Here is a 19285-nt window from a genome sequence, read left to right as displayed (position 1 = left end):
AAAGCAAGCAGGAAATGGGTTTGCCAAATGCGAAACATTAATAGGGAGAAAACAGGGAATAGAGGTGCATAACTGTGGGAAACAAAATTTTGATTGTCGACGACCAGTATGGCATCCGCATTTTGCTCAATGAAGTGTTTCAGCGGGAGGGGTATGTAACGTATCAGGCCGCCAACGGCATGCAGGCGCTCGAAATCGCCCGCAAACATCACCCCGATCTTGTGCTTCTTGATATGAAAATTCCTGGCATGGACGGCATTGAAATTTTAAAACGGTTGAAAGAGATTGATCCGGATATTAAGGTGATCATCATGACCGCCTACGGGGAGCTCGATATGATTCAAGAAACGAAAGAGCTCGGGGCGCTGATGCATTTTGCCAAGCCGTTTGATATTGACGATTTGCGCGTTGCCGTCAAAAAATACATTACCGCCTAGACAGCGCCATCGACGAGCGGCTTTCCTTTGGCAAAGAAAGCGCATCGATGGACATTGATGACGCTGTCGTCTTTAGGAGAATAAAGGGTGGAAATGTTGCCGTTTTGCCGGCAAGTTGGTATGCTTATAACGTAGATGGATTTTGCGCCTGTGGACCCAGTCACCGCCAGGGCGACAAAGACGACGATCAGCTAAGGAGGATGTAACCATGCCGTTAGTATCGATGAAAGAGATGCTCAACGAGGCGCTGCGCGGCAAATACGCGGTCGGTCAATTTAACATTAACAACTTGGAATGGACACAAGCCATTTTAGCGGCGGCCGAAGAGGAAAAATCGCCGGTCATTCTCGGCGTCTCCGAAGGGGCGGCCCGCTATATGAGCGGATTCAAAACGGTCGTCAATATGGTCAAAGGGTTAATGGAAGACATGAACATCACCGTTCCGGTCGCCATCCATCTCGACCATGGATCGAGCTTTGAAAAATGCAAAGCGGCGATTGACGCCGGGTTCACCTCGGTTATGATTGACGCCTCCCACCATCCATTTGAAGAAAACGTCCGCATCACCTCGCAAGTCGTTGAATATGCTCATGCGCGCGGCGTTTCGGTCGAAGCGGAGCTCGGCATCGTCGGCGGGCAGGAAGACGACGTCGTCGGAGAAGGGATCATTTACGCCGACCCGAAAGAGTGCGAAGAGCTTGTCAAACGGACAGGCGTCGACTGTCTCGCCCCGGCGCTCGGTTCTGTGCACGGCCCGTACAAAGGAGAGCCGAAGCTCGGATTTGCCGAAATGGAGCAAATCCGCGATTTAACCGGCGTTCCGCTTGTGCTCCACGGCGGCACCGGCATTCCGACCGAACAAATTCAACGCGCGATCTCCCTTGGCACATCGAAAATCAACGTCAATACCGAAAACCAAATGGCGTTTACCAAAGTCGTCCGCGAACTGCTCGCGAAAGACCCGAACGTCTATGATCCGCGCAAAATCATCGGCCCGGGCCGCGATGCCATCAAAGCGACGGTCATCGGCAAAATGCGCGAGTTTGGCTCGTCCGGAAAAGCAGCGCGATGAATCGGCTTCGCGGGCGGCGTTTGGCCGCCGCGCGGCTGCCTTTGCATGTGCAACGAATAACAAGGAGGGTTCAGCATGAAATTTTTTATCGACACTGCCAACTTGGAAGAAATCAAACACGCCCATGAACTCGGCATTTTGGCCGGCGTCACGACCAATCCGAGCCTCGTGGCGAAGGAAAACGTATCGTTCCATGATCGGTTGCGCGAAATTACATCGATCGTTTCTGGTTCGGTGAGTGCTGAAGTCATTTCGACCGACGCCGCTGGCATGATCGCGGAAGGAGAAGAGCTGGCGAAAATCGCCCCGAACATTACGATCAAAGTTCCGATGACGCCGGAAGGCTTAAAAGCAGTCAAGGCGTTCAGCGAAAAAGGGATTCGAACGAACGTGACGCTTGTGTTCACCGCCAACCAGGCGCTCTTGGCCGCACGCGCCGGCGCGACGTACGTCTCTCCGTTCCTCGGCCGCCTCGATGACATCGGCCATAACGGTTTAGAGCTCATTTCCACCATCGCTGAGATTTTCAACATTCATGGCATTGAAACGGAAATCATCGCCGCTTCGATCCGCCATCCGCACCATGTGACGGAAGCGGCGTTGCGCGGGGCGCATATTGCCACGGTTCCGTACAAGGTGCTGATGCAATTGTTCAACCATCCGCTGACCGATCAAGGAATTGAGAAGTTTCTCGCCGACTGGAATCGGCAAAAATGAAAGTAAGCCGTTTGCCTCTTGGGTGAAGCGGGCTCGCTCTGCCGCGTTCAGGCCGGACGTGATGAGCCCGCCCGGCTTTGCTTTTTCGTCCCAGGGGTGAAGCCAACTTCCGAGCAAAGAAGGGAGACGACGATGGATAAAATGAAAATTATCGGCGGAGATCGGCTGCGGGGAACGATCAAAGTGAGCGGTGCGAAAAACAGCGCGGTCGCTTTGATTCCTGCAGCGATTTTGGCCGATTCGCCGGTGACGATCGAGGGGTTGCCGGACATTTCCGACGTGCACATTTTAGGAAGCTTGATCGAAGAAATCGGCGGCTCGTTTTCGTTTGACGGCAAAGAGGCGGTCATCGACCCAACGAATATGGTGTCCATGCCGCTTCCGAATGGGAAGGTGAAAAAGCTGCGCGCCTCCTACTATTTGATGGGGGCGATGCTTGGCCGCTTCAAAAAAGCGGTTGTCGGCTTGCCGGGCGGATGTCATCTCGGTCCGCGCCCGATTGACCAGCATATCAAAGGGTTTGAGACGCTGGGCGCCACCGTAACGAACGAGCAGGGCGCCATTTATTTGCGCGCGGAAGAACTGCGCGGAGCCCGCATTTTTTTGGACGTCGTCAGCGTCGGCGCGACGATCAACATCATGCTGGCGGCGGTGCGCGCCAAAGGGCGGACGATTATCGAAAATGCGGCGAAAGAGCCGGAAATCATCGATGTAGCGACATTGCTTTCGAATATGGGCGCGAAAATCAAAGGAGCCGGCACCGATGTGATCCGCATTGACGGCGTCGAAACATTATCGGGTTGCCGCCATGCCATCATCCCGGATCGGATCGAAGCCGGGACGTACATGATTGCCGCCGCGGCCACCAATGGCGAAGTCGTCGTCGACAACGTCATCCCGCAGCACGTTGAATCGCTGACGGCCAAATTGCGCGAAATGGGGGTGCGCGTGGAGACGGGGGAAGATCAAATTCTCGTCTGCGGCACCGACGTTTTGAAAGCGGTTGACGTCAAGACGCTCGTCTATCCGGGCTTCCCAACTGATCTGCAGCAGCCGTTTACCGCGCTGCTGACAAAAGCCAACGGCACAAGCGTCGTCACCGACACGATTTACAGCGCCCGCTTCAAGCATGTCGATGAATTGCGGCGCATGAACGCCAATGTAAAAGTCGAAGGCCGCTCAGCCATCGTCACCGGCCCCGTCAAACTGCAAGGGGCGAAAGTGAAGGCAAGCGATTTGCGCGCCGGGGCGGCGCTTGTCATTGCCGGGCTGATGGCCGAAGGAGTGACGGAGATCACCGGCGTCGAGCATATCGACCGCGGCTACAGCAACCTCGTCGAAAAACTGTCTGACATCGGCGCCACCATTTGGCGCGAAAAAATGACCGATGAAGAAATCGAGCAAGTGAAAAACGCGTAACGTCCAGTCGACAAAGGGGAAGGGGAGAACGACGATGGAACGAAGCTTATCGATGGAACTCGTGCGCGTCACCGAAGCGGCGGCGCTTGCCGCCGCCCGCTGGATGGGGCGCGGGAAAAAGAATGAGGCTGATGACGCCGCGACGTCGGCGATGCGCGACGTGTTTGACACCGTGCCGATGAAAGGCACCGTCGTCATCGGCGAAGGGGAAATGGACGAAGCGCCGATGCTGTATATCGGGGAAAAGCTCGGCAACGGTTATGGCCCGCGCGTCGATGTCGCTGTCGACCCGCTTGAAGGGACGAACATCGTCGCTTCCGGGGGATGGAACGCCTTGGCTGTCGTCGCTGTTGCTGACCACGGCCATCTGCTTCATGCGCCGGACATGTACATGGAGAAAATCGCCGTCGGGCCGGAAGCGGTCGGGATGATTGACATTGAGGCGCCGATCATCGACAATTTAAAGGCGGTGGCGCGAGCAAAAAACAAAGATATTGAAGACGTCGTCGCGGTTGTCCTCAACCGTCCGCGCCATGAGCGTCTCATTCATGAGCTGCGTGAAGCCGGCGCCCGCATTAAGCTCATCAATGACGGCGATGTCGCCGCCGCCATTAACACGGCGTTCGACCATACCGGCGTTGACATTTTGTTCGGCTCGGGCGGCGCGCCGGAAGGAGTGCTCGCGGCGGTCGCTTTGAAATGCCTTGGCGGTGAACTGCAAGGGAAGCTGCTGCCGCAAAACGACGATGAAGTCGAGCGGTGCAAACAAATGGGCATTGACGTCAACAAAGTGCTGCGCATGGACGATTTGGTGAAAGGAGACGACGCGATTTTTGCCGCCACCGGCGTCACCGACGGCGAGCTGCTGCGCGGCGTGCGGCTGAAAGGGGCGTACGGCCTCACCCACTCCGTCGTCATGCGGGCCAAGTCCGGCACGGTCCGCTTCATCGAAGGGCGGCACAGTTTGAAGAAAAAACCGAACTTAGTCATCAAATGATATCCTACCATCCGGCCGGGCGCCGGAGCCGCGCCTGGCTCGGAAAAACAAAAAAATATTGATTAAAAAGAAGAAAAAAGGGTAAAATAGTCGTGTTACTTGTGCAAAAATAAGCTCTGCCATTCTACTTCTTTATTTCATTTCAGCCTTCATCATCTTCGAAATGAATCCCTTCGCCTGTCGAATTGATGACCAATACGTCCGAACACGAACGATGGGAGAATAGGAAAATTTGCAAAGTGTGGTGTCAAGATGGAATTAACGTTAGCAGCATTAGAAAACATGAAATTGAAGGAGCTGTATGAGCTCGCCAGGCAATACAAAATTTCATACTACAGCAAGTTGACGAAAAAGGAGCTTATTTTTGCGATTTTGAAAGCGCGTGCCGAACAAGACGGCCTCTTTTTCATGGAAGGCATCCTCGAAATCATTCCGTCGGAAGGATTCGGCTTTTTGCGCCCGATCAACTATTCCCCGAGCTCGGAAGACATTTACATTTCCGCTTCCCAAATCCGCCGTTTTGATTTGCGCAACGGGGATAAAGTATCCGGCAAAGTGCGGCCGCCGAAAGAAAATGAACGCTACTTCGGCTTGCTTCATGTCGAAGCGGTCAACGGCGAAGACCCGGAAGTCGCCAAGGAGCGCGTTCACTTTCCAGCGTTGACGCCGCTTTACCCGAATCGGCAAATGAAGCTGGAGACAACGCCGGACAAGCTGTCGACCCGCATCATCGACTTGATCGCTCCCGTCGGCTTTGGCCAGCGCGGGTTGATCGTCGCGCCGCCGAAAGCTGGCAAGACGATGTTGCTGAAGGAAATTGCCAACAGCATCACCACAAACCACCCGGATGTCGAGTTGATCGTCTTGCTCATTGACGAACGGCCGGAAGAAGTGACCGACATCGAGCGGTCGGTGCAAGGCGATGTCGTCAGCTCGACGTTTGATGAGGTGCCGGAAAACCATATTAAAGTGGCCGAGCTTGTCTTAGAACGGGCGATGCGATTAGTTGAGCATAAGCGTGACGTCGTCATTTTAATGGACAGCATCACCCGCCTCGCCCGGGCGTACAACTTAGTCATTCCGCCGAGCGGACGCACGCTCTCGGGCGGGATCGACCCAGCGGCGTTTCATCGCCCGAAGCGGTTTTTCGGCGCGGCGCGCAACATCGAAGAAGGCGGCAGCTTGACGATTTTGGCGACCGCCCTCATTGACACCGGGTCGCGCATGGATGACGTCATTTACGAGGAATTTAAAGGCACCGGCAACATGGAGCTCCATCTTGACCGCTCGCTCGCCGAGCGCCGCATTTTTCCAGCGATTGACATTCGCCGTTCGGGAACGCGCAAAGAGGAGCTGCTCATCCCGAAAGAACATTTGGAAAAGCTGTGGGCGATCCGCAAAACGATGGCCGATTCGCCCGACTTTATCGAGCGGTTTTTGAACAAATTGCGCCGGACGAAGTCAAACGAAGAGTTTTTCGCCTTGCTCGATCAGGAGTGGAAACAGGGCGGCCCGCTCCGTCTGTAGGCCGTTGGCGGAATTTGCCGCGAATCGCCCGTTGCAAACTGACAGAAAAGCTGTTATAATCTTAACATGTGTGTTTTGGCTATCGCCTTTTGGTTTGTGCGATCCGTGATTTGCACCGGCCGGGTTCGCTTCGGTGGAGTCCCGGCTGTTCCATGCGCTGCGCCTTGCCAAACGGGCGGGCGCGCATAAGCATGAAGCGTTCCATGCTACGAATCACTCTGTTTCGATAAGATACAGGGCGGAAGGAGATGAAAACGATGAAACAAGGCATCCATCCAGAGTACAAAAAAGTCATCGTCCGTTGTGCATGCGGCAACGAATTCGAAAGCGGTTCGGTCAAAGACGAGCTGCGCGTGGAGATTTGCTCGGAATGCCATCCGTTCTTCACGGGCAAACAAAAATTTGTTACGGCAGCGGGCCGCGTGGATAAATTCAATAAAAAATACGGCCTTAAGTAACAAGGACGTGACGAAAGCAGGCAAGCGAAACTTGCCTGCTTTTTCGTGAGAGCAGATGGAAGGCCGGTTGCTTATCAAGCTGATCCCGCTGATCGTCGCGATGGCAGACGGCAAGGAGCGGCTGATGGTTTGAGGACAGTGTTGTGTGAAAGGAGAGGCCCCGATGTACGTGATGACGCAGTCCGGCTGGCTTGAGGTCATTTGTGGATGCATGTTTTCCGGCAAATCAGAAGAATTGATTCGCCGCGTCCGCCGCGCTCAGTTTGCCAAGCAGGAAGTGAAAGTGTTCAAACCGACGATCGACAATCGTTATAGCGAAGACGCAGTCGTGTCGCACAACGGCAATTCGGTGATCGCCATTCCGGTCGCGACGCCGGCGGAAATGTTCCGCTACATTTCCGCCGCCACCGACGTCGTCGCCATCGATGAAGTACAGTTTTTTTCCGACGACATCATCGATGTGGTGCAAACGCTCGCTGATGGAGGCTGCCGCGTCATCGCCGCGGGGCTCGACCAAGATTTTCGCGGTGAACCGTTTGGCCCCGTGCCGGCGCTGATGGCGATCGCTGAGTCGGTGACGAAGCTGCAGGCGGTTTGCACGGTATGCGGTTCCCCAGCCAGCCGGACGCAGCGGCTCATTAACGGTGCGCCCGCCTCTTATGACGATCCGGTGATTCTCGTCGGCGCCAGCGAGGCGTACGAGCCTCGCTGCCGCCATCACCATGAAGTGCCTGGCAAACCGAAAAAGCGATACAACCGCCCGCTTGCTGGACATACGGGTGAGTGATGGTGAGGCGGTCACGGATGTTGTTTGGCCGCTTTCATCGGCCAAGTGGCGAAGCGCAGCCATAGTTGATGGAAACGGCGCATATTCGTATGTTTCGCCGACCGAGAAGGGCGGAAGCGGCGCCATCATCCTCGCCTGTCTCGTGCGTCCATTCGCTATGGGAGGAAAAAGCGTTTGGCATGCGGCTCGTTCATCATTGGTCGTTCGCTTGACTAGGCTGCCCCTTTTGTTCGTTCGCCGCAAAATAGACGAATGATGGCAGAAAGATTTATGGCTTGCCGTGTATCATTGACGTGCGATCATGGACATCCTAACAGCTAAGGAGGCGAAAAAGGATGAGAAGCATCTGGCTGTTAGGAATGATCTTCCTGCTTTCGGCCTGTTCGCTCGCTCCGGATCATCCGTCCTACCGCCAGCAAAGCGAGGACAAAAACGGCGCGCGGCTGATGACGGACGGGCGGCCGAAGATCGACGCTGACAGAGACTTGTACAACAACTTCGACGATCCGGAAAACGTGCGGCAAAACCCGAATTTTATCAGCTTGACCGAAGGAAGCGAAAACCAGCGCGCCGATACGCGCAAGGCAGCACAACTCATTGAGCGGTACACCGATTACCACGCCGACTCCATCTGGTTTCACGGCGGCAATATGTATGTGACAGTTGATGCACCGGAAGAGCTGTCTGACGAGGAGCGGCAGCGCGAGGCGCAACGCATTGACAAGCTGCTGACAAAAGCGATCCCGACATACGAGATCATCGTGCGCGTCAACTGAGAGCTCCCGCTTGCCAAAAGCGGGGGTTTTTGTTTGGCTTCATTTCATGCTATAATCTAAAAATAGACTGTGTGGGAAAAACAGAGGTGAATGATGTGTTTGATCGGTTGGAAGCTGTGGAGCAACGGTATGAAAAGCTCAATGAACTGTTGATGGACCCCGACGTCATCAACGATCCGAAAAAGCTGCGCGATTATTCCAAAGAGCAGGCGGATTTGGAAGAAACGGTGCAAACGTACCGTGAATACAAATCGGTTCGCGAGCAGCTGGCCGAAGCGAAAGCGATGCTCGAAGAAAAGCTGGAGCCGGAGCTGCGCGAGATGGTGAAAGAGGAAATCGGCGAACTGGAAGAACGGGAAGAGGCGCTCGTTGAAAAGCTGAAAGTGTTGCTTTTGCCGAAAGATCCGAACGATGAGAAAAACGTCATTATGGAAATCCGCGCGGCCGCCGGCGGCGAAGAGGCGGCGCTGTTTGCCGGCGACTTGTACCGGATGTATACGCGCTATGCGGAATCGCAAGGGTGGAAGACGGAAGTGATCGAAGCGAGCCCGACCGGCCTTGGCGGCTATAAAGAAATCATTTTTATGATCAACGGCAAAGGGGCGTATTCAAAGCTGAAGTTTGAAAACGGCGCGCACCGCGTCCAGCGCGTCCCGGAAACGGAGTCAGGCGGGCGCATCCATACGTCGACGGCGACGGTCGCCTGCCTGCCGGAGATGGAAGAAATCGAAGTCGAAATCAATGAAAAAGACATTCGCGTCGACACGTTCGCCTCAAGCGGACCGGGTGGGCAAAGCGTCAACACGACGATGTCGGCCGTGCGCCTCACCCATATTCCGACCGGCATTGTCGTCACGTGCCAAGACGAAAAATCGCAAATCAAAAACAAAGAAAAAGCGATGAAAGTATTGCGCGCCCGCATTTACGACAAATACCAGCAAGAAGCGCGCGCTGAATACGACCAAACGCGCAAGCAAGCTGTCGGCACCGGCGATCGTTCTGAACGCATTCGCACGTACAACTTCCCGCAAAACCGCGTCACCGACCACCGCATCGGACTGACGATCCAAAAGCTCGATCAAGTGCTCGATGGGCATTTGGATGAAATCATCGAGGCGCTCATTTTGGACGACCAAGCGAAAAAATTGGAGCAAGCGAACGATGCGTCGTAACGTACATGAAGTCCTCGCCTGGGCTTCTTCTTTTTTGCGCGCCCACGGAAAAGAGGAGCGGGCGGCGGAGTGGCTATTGTGCCACCATTTAGGCGTGGACCGGGCCGGGCTGTTCGCCCGTTGGCGCGAGCCGGTCGACGAAGCGGTATATGAACGGTTTGCGGCCGATGTGCGCCGCCATGCGGTGGATCATGTGCCGATTCAATATTTGATCGGCTATGAATCGTTTTACGGCCGGCCGTTTCTTGTCAACCGCCATGTGTTGATCCCGCGCCCGGAAACGGAAGAACTGGTGCTTGGCGTCCTAAAACGGGTGCCGCGCCTATTTGCTGGTCGGAAGCGGATCGATGTCGTTGACGTCGGCACTGGCAGCGGGGCGATCGCCGTGACATTGGCGCTGGAGAACAAAGCGTTGTCGGTGACCGCAACCGATATTTCCGAAGCGGCGCTCGCGGTCGCCCGTGAAAACGCCCGGCGGCTCGGGGCGAATGTTTCATTTTTGTGCGGCGACTTGCTGCAGCCGATCATGGCCATGGGGTGGACGGTCGATGTCGTCGTTTCCAATCCGCCGTACATTCCAGAGACGGACGCCGCTATGCTTTCCCCGGTCGTCAAAAACTATGAGCCGCACACGGCGCTCTTTGGCGGCCGCGATGGGCTCGATTTTTACCGCCGCTTCGCCCGCGAGCTGCCGCTTGTGCTCGGCGCGCCGGCGCTTGCCGCTTTTGAAGTCGGCGCCGGGCAAGGGGAAGCAGTGGCGGCGCTCTTGGCCGCAGCGTTTCCAGAAGCCGAAGTGGAAGTCGATTTTGACCTCAACGGCAAAGACCGGATGGTGTACATGACGCGGCCGAAAAACGGGAAAAAGTGTTAGATTGATAGGTTTAAAAACGAGCGGCGCCGTCCACAATGAAAGGTGAAAGGACGGTGCCGATGATGACCATCAAAGGAAATGCCATTGCCATATGTTTATATATCATTCTATTAACGACAGGCGTACTCGTCGAGCTGTACGGCCACAAGACGGACGCCGGGGCGAACGCGGCGGTCGCCATCCCTGATGAGGCAATCCGCCTGCGCATTTTAGCCAACAGCGACGCCGATGAAGACCAACAATTGAAGCGAAAAGTGCGTGATGCGGTCAATGCGCAAATCAACGGCTGGGTGGCCGAACTCACTTCGTTTGAGGAAGCAAAGCGCGTCATCCGCTCTCACCTGCCGGACATCGAGCGGACGGTCGCCCGCGTGTTGCGCGATGAACAAAGCGATCAAACGTACAAAGTGGAGTTTGGCCCGGTTCATTTTCCGACGAAAGTGTACGGCAACTACGTATATCCGGCTGGCATCTATGATGCCGTGCTGATCACGCTTGGGGAAGGAAAAGGAGCAAACTGGTGGTGCGTTCTGTTCCCGCCGCTTTGTTTTCTCGATTTTTCCAACAGCGATGCCGTCATGATGGCGGCGAACCGATCGCCTGCAGGAACGAATGAACCGGTGTCGGCTGAGAGCGTCCGGTCAATGGAAGCCGGGTCGAAGCAGAACAGCGAGTCGGCCGAAGCGGAAGCTGAGGCGATGCGAAGCGGCGAGCAGGCCATCGAGCGGGACGAACCGAAAGAGGAGAGGGGTGCGATGGCGGAAACCGAAGATCGCGCCGCTTCGTCCATCCATGCGGATGGCGAGAAGGACAAAGGGCACACTGATGATCAAGAATCGTCCTTCGTCGTCATGGCCGAGCCGGAACAGCCGGTGGAAGTAAAATTTTTCTTCAAAGAGTGGCTCAGCCATCTCATTCCATAAGCATCTATCCACAAAGTTATCCACAAAAATAACAAGTTTATTCACAATTTGTGTATAACTGTGGAAAGGCATCGGGCGGCGATCTGACGCTTGTAAAAAAAGCCGCCATTTTCAAGGCGAATCACGGCGATGGAGAAGGTGAAACGATTGAAAACGCGTGTTTGGGTTGTGGATAATATTGTTGATAAACAGCAAGTTTATCCACAAATACGAGAGGCGGTTGAATGGCTGCGGGCCGGGGAAGTTATCGCATTCCCGACGGAAACGGTGTACGGGTTGGGGGCCGATGCGGCCAATACAGCCGCGGTGGAAAAAATTTTCGCCGCCAAAGGGCGGCCGAGCGACAATCCGCTCATCGTTCATGTCGCCAGCATGGCCCAAGCGGAGGCGGTAGCCGCCTCGATCCCGCCGATGGCGAAAACGTTGATGGAGCGGTTTTGGCCGGGGCCGCTCACGTTAGTATTGCCAAAACGGGCCAAAGCGGTGTCTGAACGGGTGACGGCCGGGCTGCCGACGGTGGCGGTGCGCATGCCGGATCACCCGCTGGCGCTGGCGTTGATCGAGGCGAGCGGCTTGGCGTTGGCCGCCCCGAGCGCGAATCGGTCAGGAAGGCCGAGTCCGACGACGGCGGCGCACGTGCTTGCCGATTTAGACGGGCGGATCGCCGGGGTGATCGACGGCGGGCCGACCGGCGTGGGCGTTGAATCGACGGTGCTCGATTGCAGTGGGGGCGTGCCGACGATTTTGCGCCCGGGAGGAGTGACGAAAGAGGCGCTTATTGAAGCGATCGGCCGCGTTGAAGAGGCCGCTGCTGTGGATGACGAGGCGGCGCCGAAAGCGCCGGGGATGAAATATACGCATTATGCGCCGAAAGCGCCGCTTTGGATCGTCGCCGGCCCGCCCGCGTTTTTGCAGCGGCTTGTCGATGAAAGCCGGGCGGAAGGGAAAACGGTCGGCGTGTTGACGACCGAGGAGAACCGGGATCAGTATGCGGCCGATGTCGTGCTGCCGTGCGGAACGCGCCAGGCGCTTGAGACGGTCGCGAGCCGGCTGTACGACACGCTGCGCCGATTTGATGAAACGAACGTCGATCTCATTTACAGCGAGGCGTTTCCGGAAGAAGGAATCGGCGCGGCGATCATGAACCGGCTCCGCAAAGCAGCCGGCGGACGCGCCATCAGCGAACAGCGGAAATGAAAGGACGGCCGTCTGTATAGATGCAGTGAACAAGTTTCACATATCCTGGTCGAAAAAGCAGCTTGTCTATTTTTTGACGGTCGGAGGCAAGCCGCAGGCTTCTTCGTCGCGCCTTGGCGTGACGGAAGACCGAACGGAAACGCGCTTCACAGATCCATGTATGGGTTTGGAAGCGGCGTTGTTCGGTCGTGCGATAGTCGAGAAAACGGCTCTGCAAACGGTAAGGTTCAGATTGCAACTAGAGGATTTGGGGGATGCCGTTTCCAAGCGCTAAACCGGTCTGTTGTGGACCGGTTTTTTCTTTTCCGTCCGCCCGTCAATCAGGCGGCGCCCATTGGCTGCCCGCTCTGCTTCTAAACTGCCCTGGACGTGCATATGTTTAGCAATAAGGCCGGTCCGGGAGGGAAGAAACATGGGCGCATTCATCGGTGAAATCATCGCGCTGTCAATGATGGCGCTGGCGCTGGGCATGGACGCGTTTTCAGTCGCTTTAGGAATGGGGCTGTTGCGCCTCCGGCTGCGGCAAATGTTTTATATCGGGTTGACGATCGGCTTGTTTCATATTCTCATGCCGCTTGCTGGCATGGCGGTCGGCCGCCTGCTGTCGCGCGAGTTCGGAAGTGTCGCGACATACGCGGGCGGGGCGCTGCTGTTATGGCTTGGCGGGCAAATGATCATCGCCTCGTTCCGGAGGGACGATGGCTCACCGCTGTTTCCGCGTGGGGTGGGGTTGCTTTTTTTTGCGTTCAGCGTCAGCCTAGACAGCTTTTCCGTCGGGCTGAGCCTCGGCATTTTCGGAGCGCGGACGATGGTGGCGATTTTGCTGTTTGGTCTGTTCAGCATGGTGCTGACATGGGTTGGGCTTTTTGTCGGCCGCCATTTTCAGCAATGGCTCGGTTCGTACAGCGAAGCGCTCGGCGGCAGCATTTTGCTGGCGTTCGGGCTCAAGCTGCTTTTTCTATAAACGGAGGCAGGCGGTTTTCCTTCAGTGGGGAAAAGTGGACTGCCTGCTTTTTTTGCGGCTCTTCACCAAAAGTTGTACTTGATTTTTTCTGAACATACCCTATTTACGCTTGTGAGGGAAAATCAGCACTTTTTGCCTATCCTTACGCAGGAAACCGCATTGCTTGTCAAGTACATGTTGTGGTGAAGAGCCTTTTTTTGCTCTTTTCCCTATGGTATATTGATGGTAAGTCATTGATGTGAAGAGGTGGTTGTATGCCATACCGCATTTTGTTCGTCTGCACGGGCAATACGTGCCGAAGCCCGATGGCCGCTGCATTGTTGGAGAATAAGCAGCTGCCAGGCGTCGAGGTGAAATCGGCCGGCGTGTTTGCGGCGGAAGGGAGCGAGGCGTCGGTTCACGCCAAGACGGTGTTGAAGGAAAAGGGAATCGAAGCGGCCCACCGCTCCTCGCAGCTGAAAAAAGAGCATATCGACTGGGCGACGCACGTGCTGGCGATGACATCCGGCCATAAAGAAATGATCGTCGAGCGTTTCCCAGAAGCGAAGGACAAAACGTTTACGTTGAAGCAGTTCGTCTCGGGAACAGACGGCGACATCGCCGATCCGTTCGGCGGGCCGATTGAAGTGTACCGGGCGGCGCGCGATGAGCTGGAGAAGCTCATTGACCGCTTGGCGGAAAAGTTGCAAACAGAACAATGAGGTTGAGAAGTGAGGGGGAACACAAATGGGGGGGACAAGTCATCGGTTCGGTTTGCGCCTAAAGCTCGTCGTCTTTACGACAGCGTTGGCGCTGATCACGTATTCAACGAGCGCCTTTTTCTTGTACGTTTTGTATGATCAGTGGTTCGCCTCATGGAACAAAAGCGTGTTCACGATGATCGTGTTGCTCCTTGGCATCTTTTGGTCCGGAGTGCTTGCCTATTTGGCCGCTGGCTGGATTACAAGGCCGCTGCAACGGCTCGAGGAAGCGGCGGCAAAGGCGACGGAAGGGCATATCGATGAGGATGTTCCGCTGCCCTCTTCCCATGACGAAATTCGCTCGCTGGCTGTCGCGTTCAACCGGATGCTCGGCCATTTGCGCGCAGTCGTCGCCAATGTGGAAGAGAGCGCAGCGCGCACGACTGAAAAGACGGCGGAAATGAGGCAGGCGTCCGAAACAGCGTCAAACCGTGCACGCGATATTGCAGCGACCATTGACGACATTTCCAAAGGGGCGGCGTCTTCGGCCGAGGCGATTCAAGAGGCGGCTGCGGCGGCCGAGGATGTGCTCGCCATCGCAGTACAAGTAAAAGAAACAGCCGAGCGTGCGGAACAGTCGGTATATGGGATGGACGAAACGTTGAAGGCAAGCCGCGATATCACCGATTCGCTCATTAGCGGCATCGATCAGCTGGCTGACGATCAAGAACGGTCGCGGGCGGCTGTCAAGCAGCTCGAAGCACACGCCAATCAAATCGGCAACATTACGTTGCTTGTCGCGGACATCGCCGAACAGACGAACTTGCTTGCGCTCAATGCTTCCATTGAGGCAGCCCGCGCCGGCGAGCACGGCCGGGGGTTTGCCGTTGTCGCCGAGGAAGTGCGCAAGCTGGCTGATGAGAGCGCCAAGGCGGTCAAGAAAATCGCGGAACTGGTCGGCAACATTCAAAATGAAGTCGCCCGTGTGGTGGCGCAAATGGACAAGCAGGTGGCTGCTGCCAACGCTGAGGCGGCGAAAGGGGAGCGCACGAATGAGGCCATTGCGGCCATGGCGGCCTCAGCTGATGAAGTGATCCGCGCCGTCCATGACATCGCTGAGCTGGCGAAGCGTCAAATGGGGCATATGGAGCGGGCCGCGGCGCAAACGCAAGAAGTGGCGGCGATTGCTGAGCAGACGTCCGCCGGCGCGCTCGAAGTTGCGGCGGCAACCGAGGAGCAGGCCGCATCGATCAACGATGTGCATAAACTGGCTGGCGAGTTGGTTGAACAGGCCGAACAATTGCAGGCGGCTGTCGCCCGGTTCCGCACCCGTTGATGCACATGCAAATATGATTCATCGAAAGGAGGAAGGGCGATTCCTCCCTGGCTTTCGCTATCACTGCGAAGCCTAGGGCTCCTCGCCCGAACGTGATGAAAGTCGCTATTGCTTCTGACCATGGTGGAATTCGCATTCGTGAGGAAATGAAAGCACTGTTGGATGAAATGGGAATCGAGTACACCGATTTTGGCTGCGATTGTGAAACATCGGTCGATTACCCGGATTACGCGCTTCCCGTCGCTGAAAAAGTGGCGCGCGGCGAATTTGATCGCGGCATTTTGATCTGCGGCACCGGCATCGGCATGACGATTGCCGCCAACAAAGTGAAAGGGGTGCGCTGCGCCCTTTGCCACGACGTCTACAGCGCCAAGCTGACGCGCATGCATAATGACAGCAACATTCTCGCGATGGGGGAGCGCGTCATCGGCCCCGGCCTGGCGCGCGAAATCGCCAAGGCATGGCTTGAGACCGAATTTGAAGGCGGACGCCATGCGCGGCGAATCGGCAAAATCGCCGACTATGAAAACAAGCATTTGTAGGCAGAACCAGGGCCGCATCGGAGCGGATGCGGCCTGTGGGCCATAAGCGAAAGGTGTGGGCGTCTAGCTTCATGAGGGCAGTAGCGCAAAGGCTGGGAATCCGGCGATGTTCACAACAAACGCCGTTCATCTTTCGCGAATCATTGGTGAAAATACTAGAAGGCCATTGAAAAACAGCCGTTTTTTTGAAATGGATGATTCTAAAGTGAAGGAAGAGCAGCATGTATAAGGTTTCTCAATTTGAAAAGCAACGTGATGGAGCCGCATTTTCCGTTACATCACCAGACTTCTAGTGTTCGTCAAGGATAGTGTGGGGCACACCGTGCGAAGGAGGGAAGGGAATGGACGCACGATTGACCGAATGGCGGCAGCAATGGCAAGCCATCTTGCATGAGTTTCGCAAACAGGCGCCGCTTGGCCGCGGCGATGTCGTTGTGATCGGCTGCAGTACGAGCGAGGTGCTTGGCGAGCGGATCGGCACGGCTGGATCGATGGACGTTGCCGCCATGCTGTTTGCCGAGCTTGACGCGTGGCGGCGCGAAACCGGCATTGCGCTCGCTTTTCAATGTTGTGAACATTTAAACCGGGCGCTTGTTGTCGAACGGGAAACCGCCAAAACTCACGGGCTGGAGATCGTTTCGGTCGTTCCGGTGCCGAAAGCGGGTGGGGCGATGGCCGCCTGCGCCTATCGAAAGTTCGCTGACCCGGTCGTTGTCGAGGCGATTCGCGCCGATGCCGGCATTGACATCGGCCATACGCTCATCGGCATGCATTTGAAGCCGGTTGCCGTTCCCGTGCGCGTTTCGGTGAAGCACATTGGATCGGCGTGCGTGACGCTGGCGAAAACGCGGCCGAAGCTGATCGGCGGCGCCCGAGCGGTCTACTCGTTGGAAAATCCGAATGATTCCTGTTCTTTCTAGCGGTTTCATTCATTTTTTTCTTTGAATTTGCCTAGCTGAAGCTGATAAAATAAAAACGAATATTCACTGATTTCGCATAAGGGGGAGCTATTGATGAATTACTTGCCACAACAAGATCCGCAAGTGTTCGCCGCTATTGAGCAAGAGCGGAAGCGGCAACATGCGAAAATTGAACTGATCGCCTCGGAAAACTTTGTCAGCCGCGCGGTCATGGAAGCGCAAGGGTCGGTGCTGACGAACAAATATGCGGAAGGCTATCCGGGACGCCGCTACTACGGCGGTTGTGAATATGTCGACATCGTCGAAGATTTGGCGCGCGAGCGAGCGAAGCAGTTGTTTGGAGCGGAGCATGTGAACGTCCAGCCGCACTCCGGGGCGCAGGCGAACATGGCCGTTTATTTCACCGTTCTTGAGCACGGCGACACGGTGCTTGGCATGAACTTGTCGCACGGCGGCCATTTGACGCACGGCAGCCCGGTCAATTTCAGCGGCATTCAGTACAATTTTGTCGAATACGGCGTCGATCCAAAAACGCATGTCATTGACTATGACGACGTGCGCGAAAAAGCGCGCCTTCACCGGCCGAAGTTGATCGTCGCCGGCGCGAGCGCCTATCCGCGCATCATCGACTTCGCCAAGTTCCGCGAGATTGCCGATGAAGTCGGCGCCTATTTAATGGTTGACATGGCCCATATTGCCGGTCTTGTTGCGGCAGGTGTTCATCCGAATCCAGTGCCGTACGCCCATTTCGTTACGACGACGACGCACAAAACGCTGCGCGGTCCGCGCGGCGGGATGATTTTATGCCAGGAGCAGTTCGCCAAACAGATCGACAAAGCCATTTTTCCTGGCATTCAAGGCGGCCCGCTTATGCATGTCATTGCCGCCAAAGCCGTCGCGCTCGGCGAAGCGTTGCAAGACGACTTTAAAGTCTACGCGAAGCGCGTCGTGGAGAATGCCAAACGGCTCGCAGCCGCCTTGCAAAACGAAGGATTCACCCTCATTTCCGGCGGCACGGACAACCATTTGCTGCTTGTCGATTTGCGCCCGCAGCAGCTGACCGGGAAAACGGCGGAGAAAGTGCTCGATGAGGTCGGGATTACGGTCAACAAAAACACGATTCCGTATGATCCGGAAAGCCCGTTTGTCACAAGCGGCATCCGCATCGGCACGGCCGCGGTCACGACGCGCGGCTTCGGATTGGAAGAGATGGACGAAATCGCCGCCATCATCGGCCTTGTGCTGAAAAACGTCGGCAGCGAACAAGCGCTTGAGGAAGCGCGCCAACGCGTCGCCGCTTTGACGGAAAAGTTTCCGCTCTATCAAGACTAAGCGCCGCCGCTTCGTCCGAAACCGTACGGTGCACCGCCTCCGGATTTGGCGGTGCGCCTTTTTCCGTTCGTTCGGCAGTTGAATAGGCGCTCGTTTTCCAGTAGAATGTATAGAAGTGCAGCGCATACATACGGAAGAGGAGAGTTGACCCATGGGAAAAGTGTACGTCTTTGATCATCCGCTCATCCAGCATAAATTGACCTACATTCGCGACAAGAATACGGGCACGAAAGAATTTCGCGAGCTTGTCGACGAAGTGGCGACGTTGATGGCGTTTGAAATTACACGTGATCTGCCGCTTGAGGAAGTCGAGATCGAAACCCCCGTCAGTAAAGCCAGAGCGAAAGTGATCGCCGGCAAAAAACTGGGCGTCATTCCGATTTTGCGCGCCGGCATCGGCATGGTTGACGGCATCCTGAAGCTCATCCCGGCGGCGAAAGTCGGCCATATCGGCTTGTACCGCGATCCCCAAACATTAAAGCCGGTCGAATATTACGTCAAGCTGCCGAGCGATGTCGAAGAGCGCGATTTTATCATCGTCGACCCGATGCTCGCAACCGGCGGATCAGCGGTGGCGGCGATCGATGCGCTGAAAAAGCGGGGAGCGAAAAGCATTAAATTTATGTGCCTGATCGCGGCGCCGGAAGGAGTCAAAGCGGTGGAAACGGCCCACCCGGATGTGGACATTTACATCGCTGCCCTTGATGAGCGGTTGAACGACCACGGCTATATTGTCCCTGGTCTCGGCGACGCCGGCGACCGGCTGTTTGGCACAAAATAACAGTTGTAAGGCGCCCTGCGCCGCGCGGGGTTCGCATTCCATCGAGCGGCGGAGAGGGTGCCTTGCCCATGCGTCAGTTAAGCGCTTGCATCGAATAGGCCGCGGCAGAAAGATGGCGCTGAGAAACCGCTCCGTTTGCAAAGCCAAGTATATATATAGATGCAACGAAGAAGTTTAACATATCCTTGACGGAAAAGCGGTTTGCCCCTTTTCGACTGTCGGAGGAAAGCCACAGGCTTCTCCGTCACGCCTTGGCGTGACGGAGGACCGAACAACCGCCTGCTTCACAGACCCATATATGGGTCTGGAAGCGGCGTTGTTCGGTCGCCCGACAGTCGATCAAATACTCGGTAAAAGCTGCAAATGGTAAAGCTTCA

Annotated in this window: 21 protein-coding genes; all 21 read left to right on the top strand. The window is 55.9% G+C overall.

The genetic code is table 11. The features are described 5' to 3' along the window. Nucleotides 1-74: 74 nt before the first annotated feature. The 21 genes from GC56T3_RS17545 to upp all read left to right on the top strand — a co-directional run bounded on the left by GC56T3_RS17545 (nucleotide 75) and on the right by upp (nucleotide 18908). Nucleotides 75-437 (top strand): response regulator, encoded by a 363-nt coding sequence (locus GC56T3_RS17545; RefSeq protein WP_013146624.1) that lies wholly within the window; start codon nucleotides 75-77, stop codon nucleotides 435-437. 208 nt (nucleotides 438-645) lie between these two features. Next, on the top strand, nucleotides 646-1509 hold the full coding sequence (locus tag GC56T3_RS17540) for a class II fructose-bisphosphate aldolase (RefSeq protein WP_011232853.1): 864 nt from the start codon (nucleotides 646-648) through the stop codon (nucleotides 1507-1509). Nucleotides 1510-1584: 75 nt separating this feature from the next. After that, nucleotides 1585-2226 carry a fructose-6-phosphate aldolase gene (gene fsa / locus GC56T3_RS17535; RefSeq protein WP_013146623.1) on the top strand — a complete coding sequence of 214 codons (642 nt, stop codon included), beginning with the start codon at nucleotides 1585-1587 and terminating at the stop codon, nucleotides 2224-2226. Nucleotides 2227-2358: 132 nt separating this feature from the next. Next, nucleotides 2359-3645, top strand: coding sequence for a UDP-N-acetylglucosamine 1-carboxyvinyltransferase (locus GC56T3_RS17530; RefSeq protein WP_013146622.1), 1287 nt, complete (start codon nucleotides 2359-2361; stop codon nucleotides 3643-3645). 34 nt (nucleotides 3646-3679) lie between these two features. Next, the gene (gene glpX / locus GC56T3_RS17525) at nucleotides 3680-4642 is read left to right on the top strand and encodes a class II fructose-bisphosphatase (protein WP_013146621.1); all 963 of its coding nucleotides are present in this window, start codon (nucleotides 3680-3682) and stop codon (nucleotides 4640-4642) included. A 252-nt stretch (nucleotides 4643-4894) separates the two neighbouring features. Further along, the gene (gene rho / locus GC56T3_RS17520; RefSeq protein ID WP_013146620.1) at nucleotides 4895-6169 is read left to right on the top strand and encodes a transcription termination factor Rho; all 1275 of its coding nucleotides are present in this window, start codon (nucleotides 4895-4897) and stop codon (nucleotides 6167-6169) included. A gap of 257 nt (nucleotides 6170-6426) precedes the next feature. Beyond that, nucleotides 6427-6627 (top strand): 50S ribosomal protein L31, encoded by a 201-nt coding sequence (rpmE, locus tag GC56T3_RS17515; RefSeq protein WP_011232848.1) that lies wholly within the window; start codon nucleotides 6427-6429, stop codon nucleotides 6625-6627. 163 nt (nucleotides 6628-6790) lie between these two features. Further along, entirely contained in the window at nucleotides 6791-7414 is a 624-nt protein-coding gene (locus tag GC56T3_RS17510) for a thymidine kinase (protein WP_013146619.1), read from the top strand. Between the two features lie 89 nt (nucleotides 7415-7503). After that, a complete protein-coding gene (locus GC56T3_RS20230) occupies nucleotides 7504-7626 on the top strand; it encodes a hypothetical protein (RefSeq protein ID WP_255347822.1) in 123 nt (40 codons plus the stop codon). 123 nt (nucleotides 7627-7749) lie between these two features. Then, entirely contained in the window at nucleotides 7750-8190 is a 441-nt protein-coding gene (locus GC56T3_RS17505; protein WP_013146618.1) for a hypothetical protein, read from the top strand. Between the two features lie 95 nt (nucleotides 8191-8285). Continuing rightward, nucleotides 8286-9362 (top strand): peptide chain release factor 1, encoded by a 1077-nt coding sequence (gene prfA / locus GC56T3_RS17500; RefSeq protein WP_011232845.1) that lies wholly within the window; start codon nucleotides 8286-8288, stop codon nucleotides 9360-9362. Further along, nucleotides 9352-10233: a peptide chain release factor N(5)-glutamine methyltransferase gene (gene prmC, locus GC56T3_RS17495; protein WP_013146617.1), complete on the top strand. Its 882-nt coding sequence runs from the start codon at nucleotides 9352-9354 to the stop codon at nucleotides 10231-10233. The genes prfA and prmC overlap by 11 nt, the downstream gene beginning before the upstream one ends. Nucleotides 10234-10292: 59 nt before the next feature. Continuing rightward, nucleotides 10293-11156 carry a stage II sporulation protein R gene (gene spoIIR, locus GC56T3_RS17490; RefSeq protein ID WP_013146616.1) on the top strand — a complete coding sequence of 288 codons (864 nt, stop codon included), beginning with the start codon at nucleotides 10293-10295 and terminating at the stop codon, nucleotides 11154-11156. Between the two features lie 129 nt (nucleotides 11157-11285). Beyond that, nucleotides 11286-12353, top strand: coding sequence for an L-threonylcarbamoyladenylate synthase (locus tag GC56T3_RS17485; RefSeq protein ID WP_013146615.1), 1068 nt, complete (start codon nucleotides 11286-11288; stop codon nucleotides 12351-12353). A 412-nt stretch (nucleotides 12354-12765) separates the two neighbouring features. Next, entirely contained in the window at nucleotides 12766-13317 is a 552-nt protein-coding gene (locus tag GC56T3_RS17475; protein WP_013146614.1) for a manganese efflux pump MntP family protein, read from the top strand. A gap of 254 nt (nucleotides 13318-13571) precedes the next feature. Continuing rightward, entirely contained in the window at nucleotides 13572-14018 is a 447-nt protein-coding gene (locus GC56T3_RS17470; protein WP_013146612.1) for a low molecular weight protein arginine phosphatase, read from the top strand. Nucleotides 14019-14043: 25 nt separating this feature from the next. Continuing rightward, nucleotides 14044-15333: a methyl-accepting chemotaxis protein gene (locus GC56T3_RS17465; protein ID WP_013146611.1), complete on the top strand. Its 1290-nt coding sequence runs from the start codon at nucleotides 14044-14046 to the stop codon at nucleotides 15331-15333. A 95-nt stretch (nucleotides 15334-15428) separates the two neighbouring features. Then, the gene (gene rpiB, locus GC56T3_RS17460) at nucleotides 15429-15875 is read left to right on the top strand and encodes a ribose 5-phosphate isomerase B (protein WP_041468611.1); all 447 of its coding nucleotides are present in this window, start codon (nucleotides 15429-15431) and stop codon (nucleotides 15873-15875) included. Nucleotides 15876-16216: 341 nt separating this feature from the next. Continuing rightward, nucleotides 16217-16795 (top strand): TIGR01440 family protein, encoded by a 579-nt coding sequence (locus GC56T3_RS17455; protein ID WP_013146609.1) that lies wholly within the window; start codon nucleotides 16217-16219, stop codon nucleotides 16793-16795. Nucleotides 16796-16888: 93 nt separating this feature from the next. Beyond that, on the top strand, nucleotides 16889-18127 hold the full coding sequence (glyA, locus tag GC56T3_RS17450) for a serine hydroxymethyltransferase (protein ID WP_013146608.1): 1239 nt from the start codon (nucleotides 16889-16891) through the stop codon (nucleotides 18125-18127). 151 nt (nucleotides 18128-18278) lie between these two features. After that, a complete protein-coding gene (gene upp, locus GC56T3_RS17445) occupies nucleotides 18279-18908 on the top strand; it encodes a uracil phosphoribosyltransferase (protein WP_011232835.1) in 630 nt (209 codons plus the stop codon). Nucleotides 18909-19285: the final 377 nt, after the last annotated feature.

It is taken from the genome of Geobacillus sp. C56-T3, from assembly GCF_000092445.1.
Lineage (GTDB): Bacteria > Bacillota > Bacilli > Bacillales > Anoxybacillaceae > Geobacillus > Geobacillus thermoleovorans.
The sequence above is the reverse complement of the archived record's forward strand: the minus strand, read 5'-3'. Positions and strand labels throughout refer to the sequence as shown.

Excerpts from the sequence above, each read along its gene's own strand:
- GC56T3_RS17540 (WP_011232853.1), top strand. The coding sequence starts at position 646 with ATGCCGTTAGTATCGATGAAAGAGATGCTCAACGAGGCGCTGCGCGGC.
- fsa (WP_013146623.1), top strand. The coding sequence starts at position 1,585 with ATGAAATTTTTTATCGACACTGCCAACTTGGAAGAAATCAAACACGCC.
- GC56T3_RS17530 (WP_013146622.1), top strand. The coding sequence starts at position 2,359 with ATGGATAAAATGAAAATTATCGGCGGAGATCGGCTGCGGGGAACGATC.
- glpX (WP_013146621.1), top strand. The coding sequence starts at position 3,680 with ATGGAACGAAGCTTATCGATGGAACTCGTGCGCGTCACCGAAGCGGCG.
- rho (WP_013146620.1), top strand. The coding sequence starts at position 4,895 with ATGGAATTAACGTTAGCAGCATTAGAAAACATGAAATTGAAGGAGCTG.
- rpmE (WP_011232848.1), top strand. The coding sequence starts at position 6,427 with ATGAAACAAGGCATCCATCCAGAGTACAAAAAAGTCATCGTCCGTTGT.
- GC56T3_RS17510 (WP_013146619.1), top strand. The coding sequence starts at position 6,791 with ATGTACGTGATGACGCAGTCCGGCTGGCTTGAGGTCATTTGTGGATGC.
- GC56T3_RS20230 (WP_255347822.1), top strand. The coding sequence starts at position 7,504 with ATGTTTCGCCGACCGAGAAGGGCGGAAGCGGCGCCATCATCCTCGCCT.
- GC56T3_RS17505 (WP_013146618.1), top strand. The coding sequence starts at position 7,750 with ATGAGAAGCATCTGGCTGTTAGGAATGATCTTCCTGCTTTCGGCCTGT.
- prmC (WP_013146617.1), top strand. The coding sequence starts at position 9,352 with ATGCGTCGTAACGTACATGAAGTCCTCGCCTGGGCTTCTTCTTTTTTG.
- spoIIR (WP_013146616.1), top strand. The coding sequence starts at position 10,293 with ATGATGACCATCAAAGGAAATGCCATTGCCATATGTTTATATATCATT.
- GC56T3_RS17485 (WP_013146615.1), top strand. The coding sequence starts at position 11,286 with ATGGAGAAGGTGAAACGATTGAAAACGCGTGTTTGGGTTGTGGATAAT.
- GC56T3_RS17475 (WP_013146614.1), top strand. The coding sequence starts at position 12,766 with ATGGGCGCATTCATCGGTGAAATCATCGCGCTGTCAATGATGGCGCTG.
- GC56T3_RS17470 (WP_013146612.1), top strand. The coding sequence starts at position 13,572 with ATGCCATACCGCATTTTGTTCGTCTGCACGGGCAATACGTGCCGAAGC.
- GC56T3_RS17465 (WP_013146611.1), top strand. The coding sequence starts at position 14,044 with ATGGGGGGGACAAGTCATCGGTTCGGTTTGCGCCTAAAGCTCGTCGTC.
- rpiB (WP_041468611.1), top strand. The coding sequence starts at position 15,429 with ATGAAAGTCGCTATTGCTTCTGACCATGGTGGAATTCGCATTCGTGAG.
- GC56T3_RS17455 (WP_013146609.1), top strand. The coding sequence starts at position 16,217 with ATGGACGCACGATTGACCGAATGGCGGCAGCAATGGCAAGCCATCTTG.
- glyA (WP_013146608.1), top strand. The coding sequence starts at position 16,889 with ATGAATTACTTGCCACAACAAGATCCGCAAGTGTTCGCCGCTATTGAG.
- upp (WP_011232835.1), top strand. The coding sequence starts at position 18,279 with ATGGGAAAAGTGTACGTCTTTGATCATCCGCTCATCCAGCATAAATTG.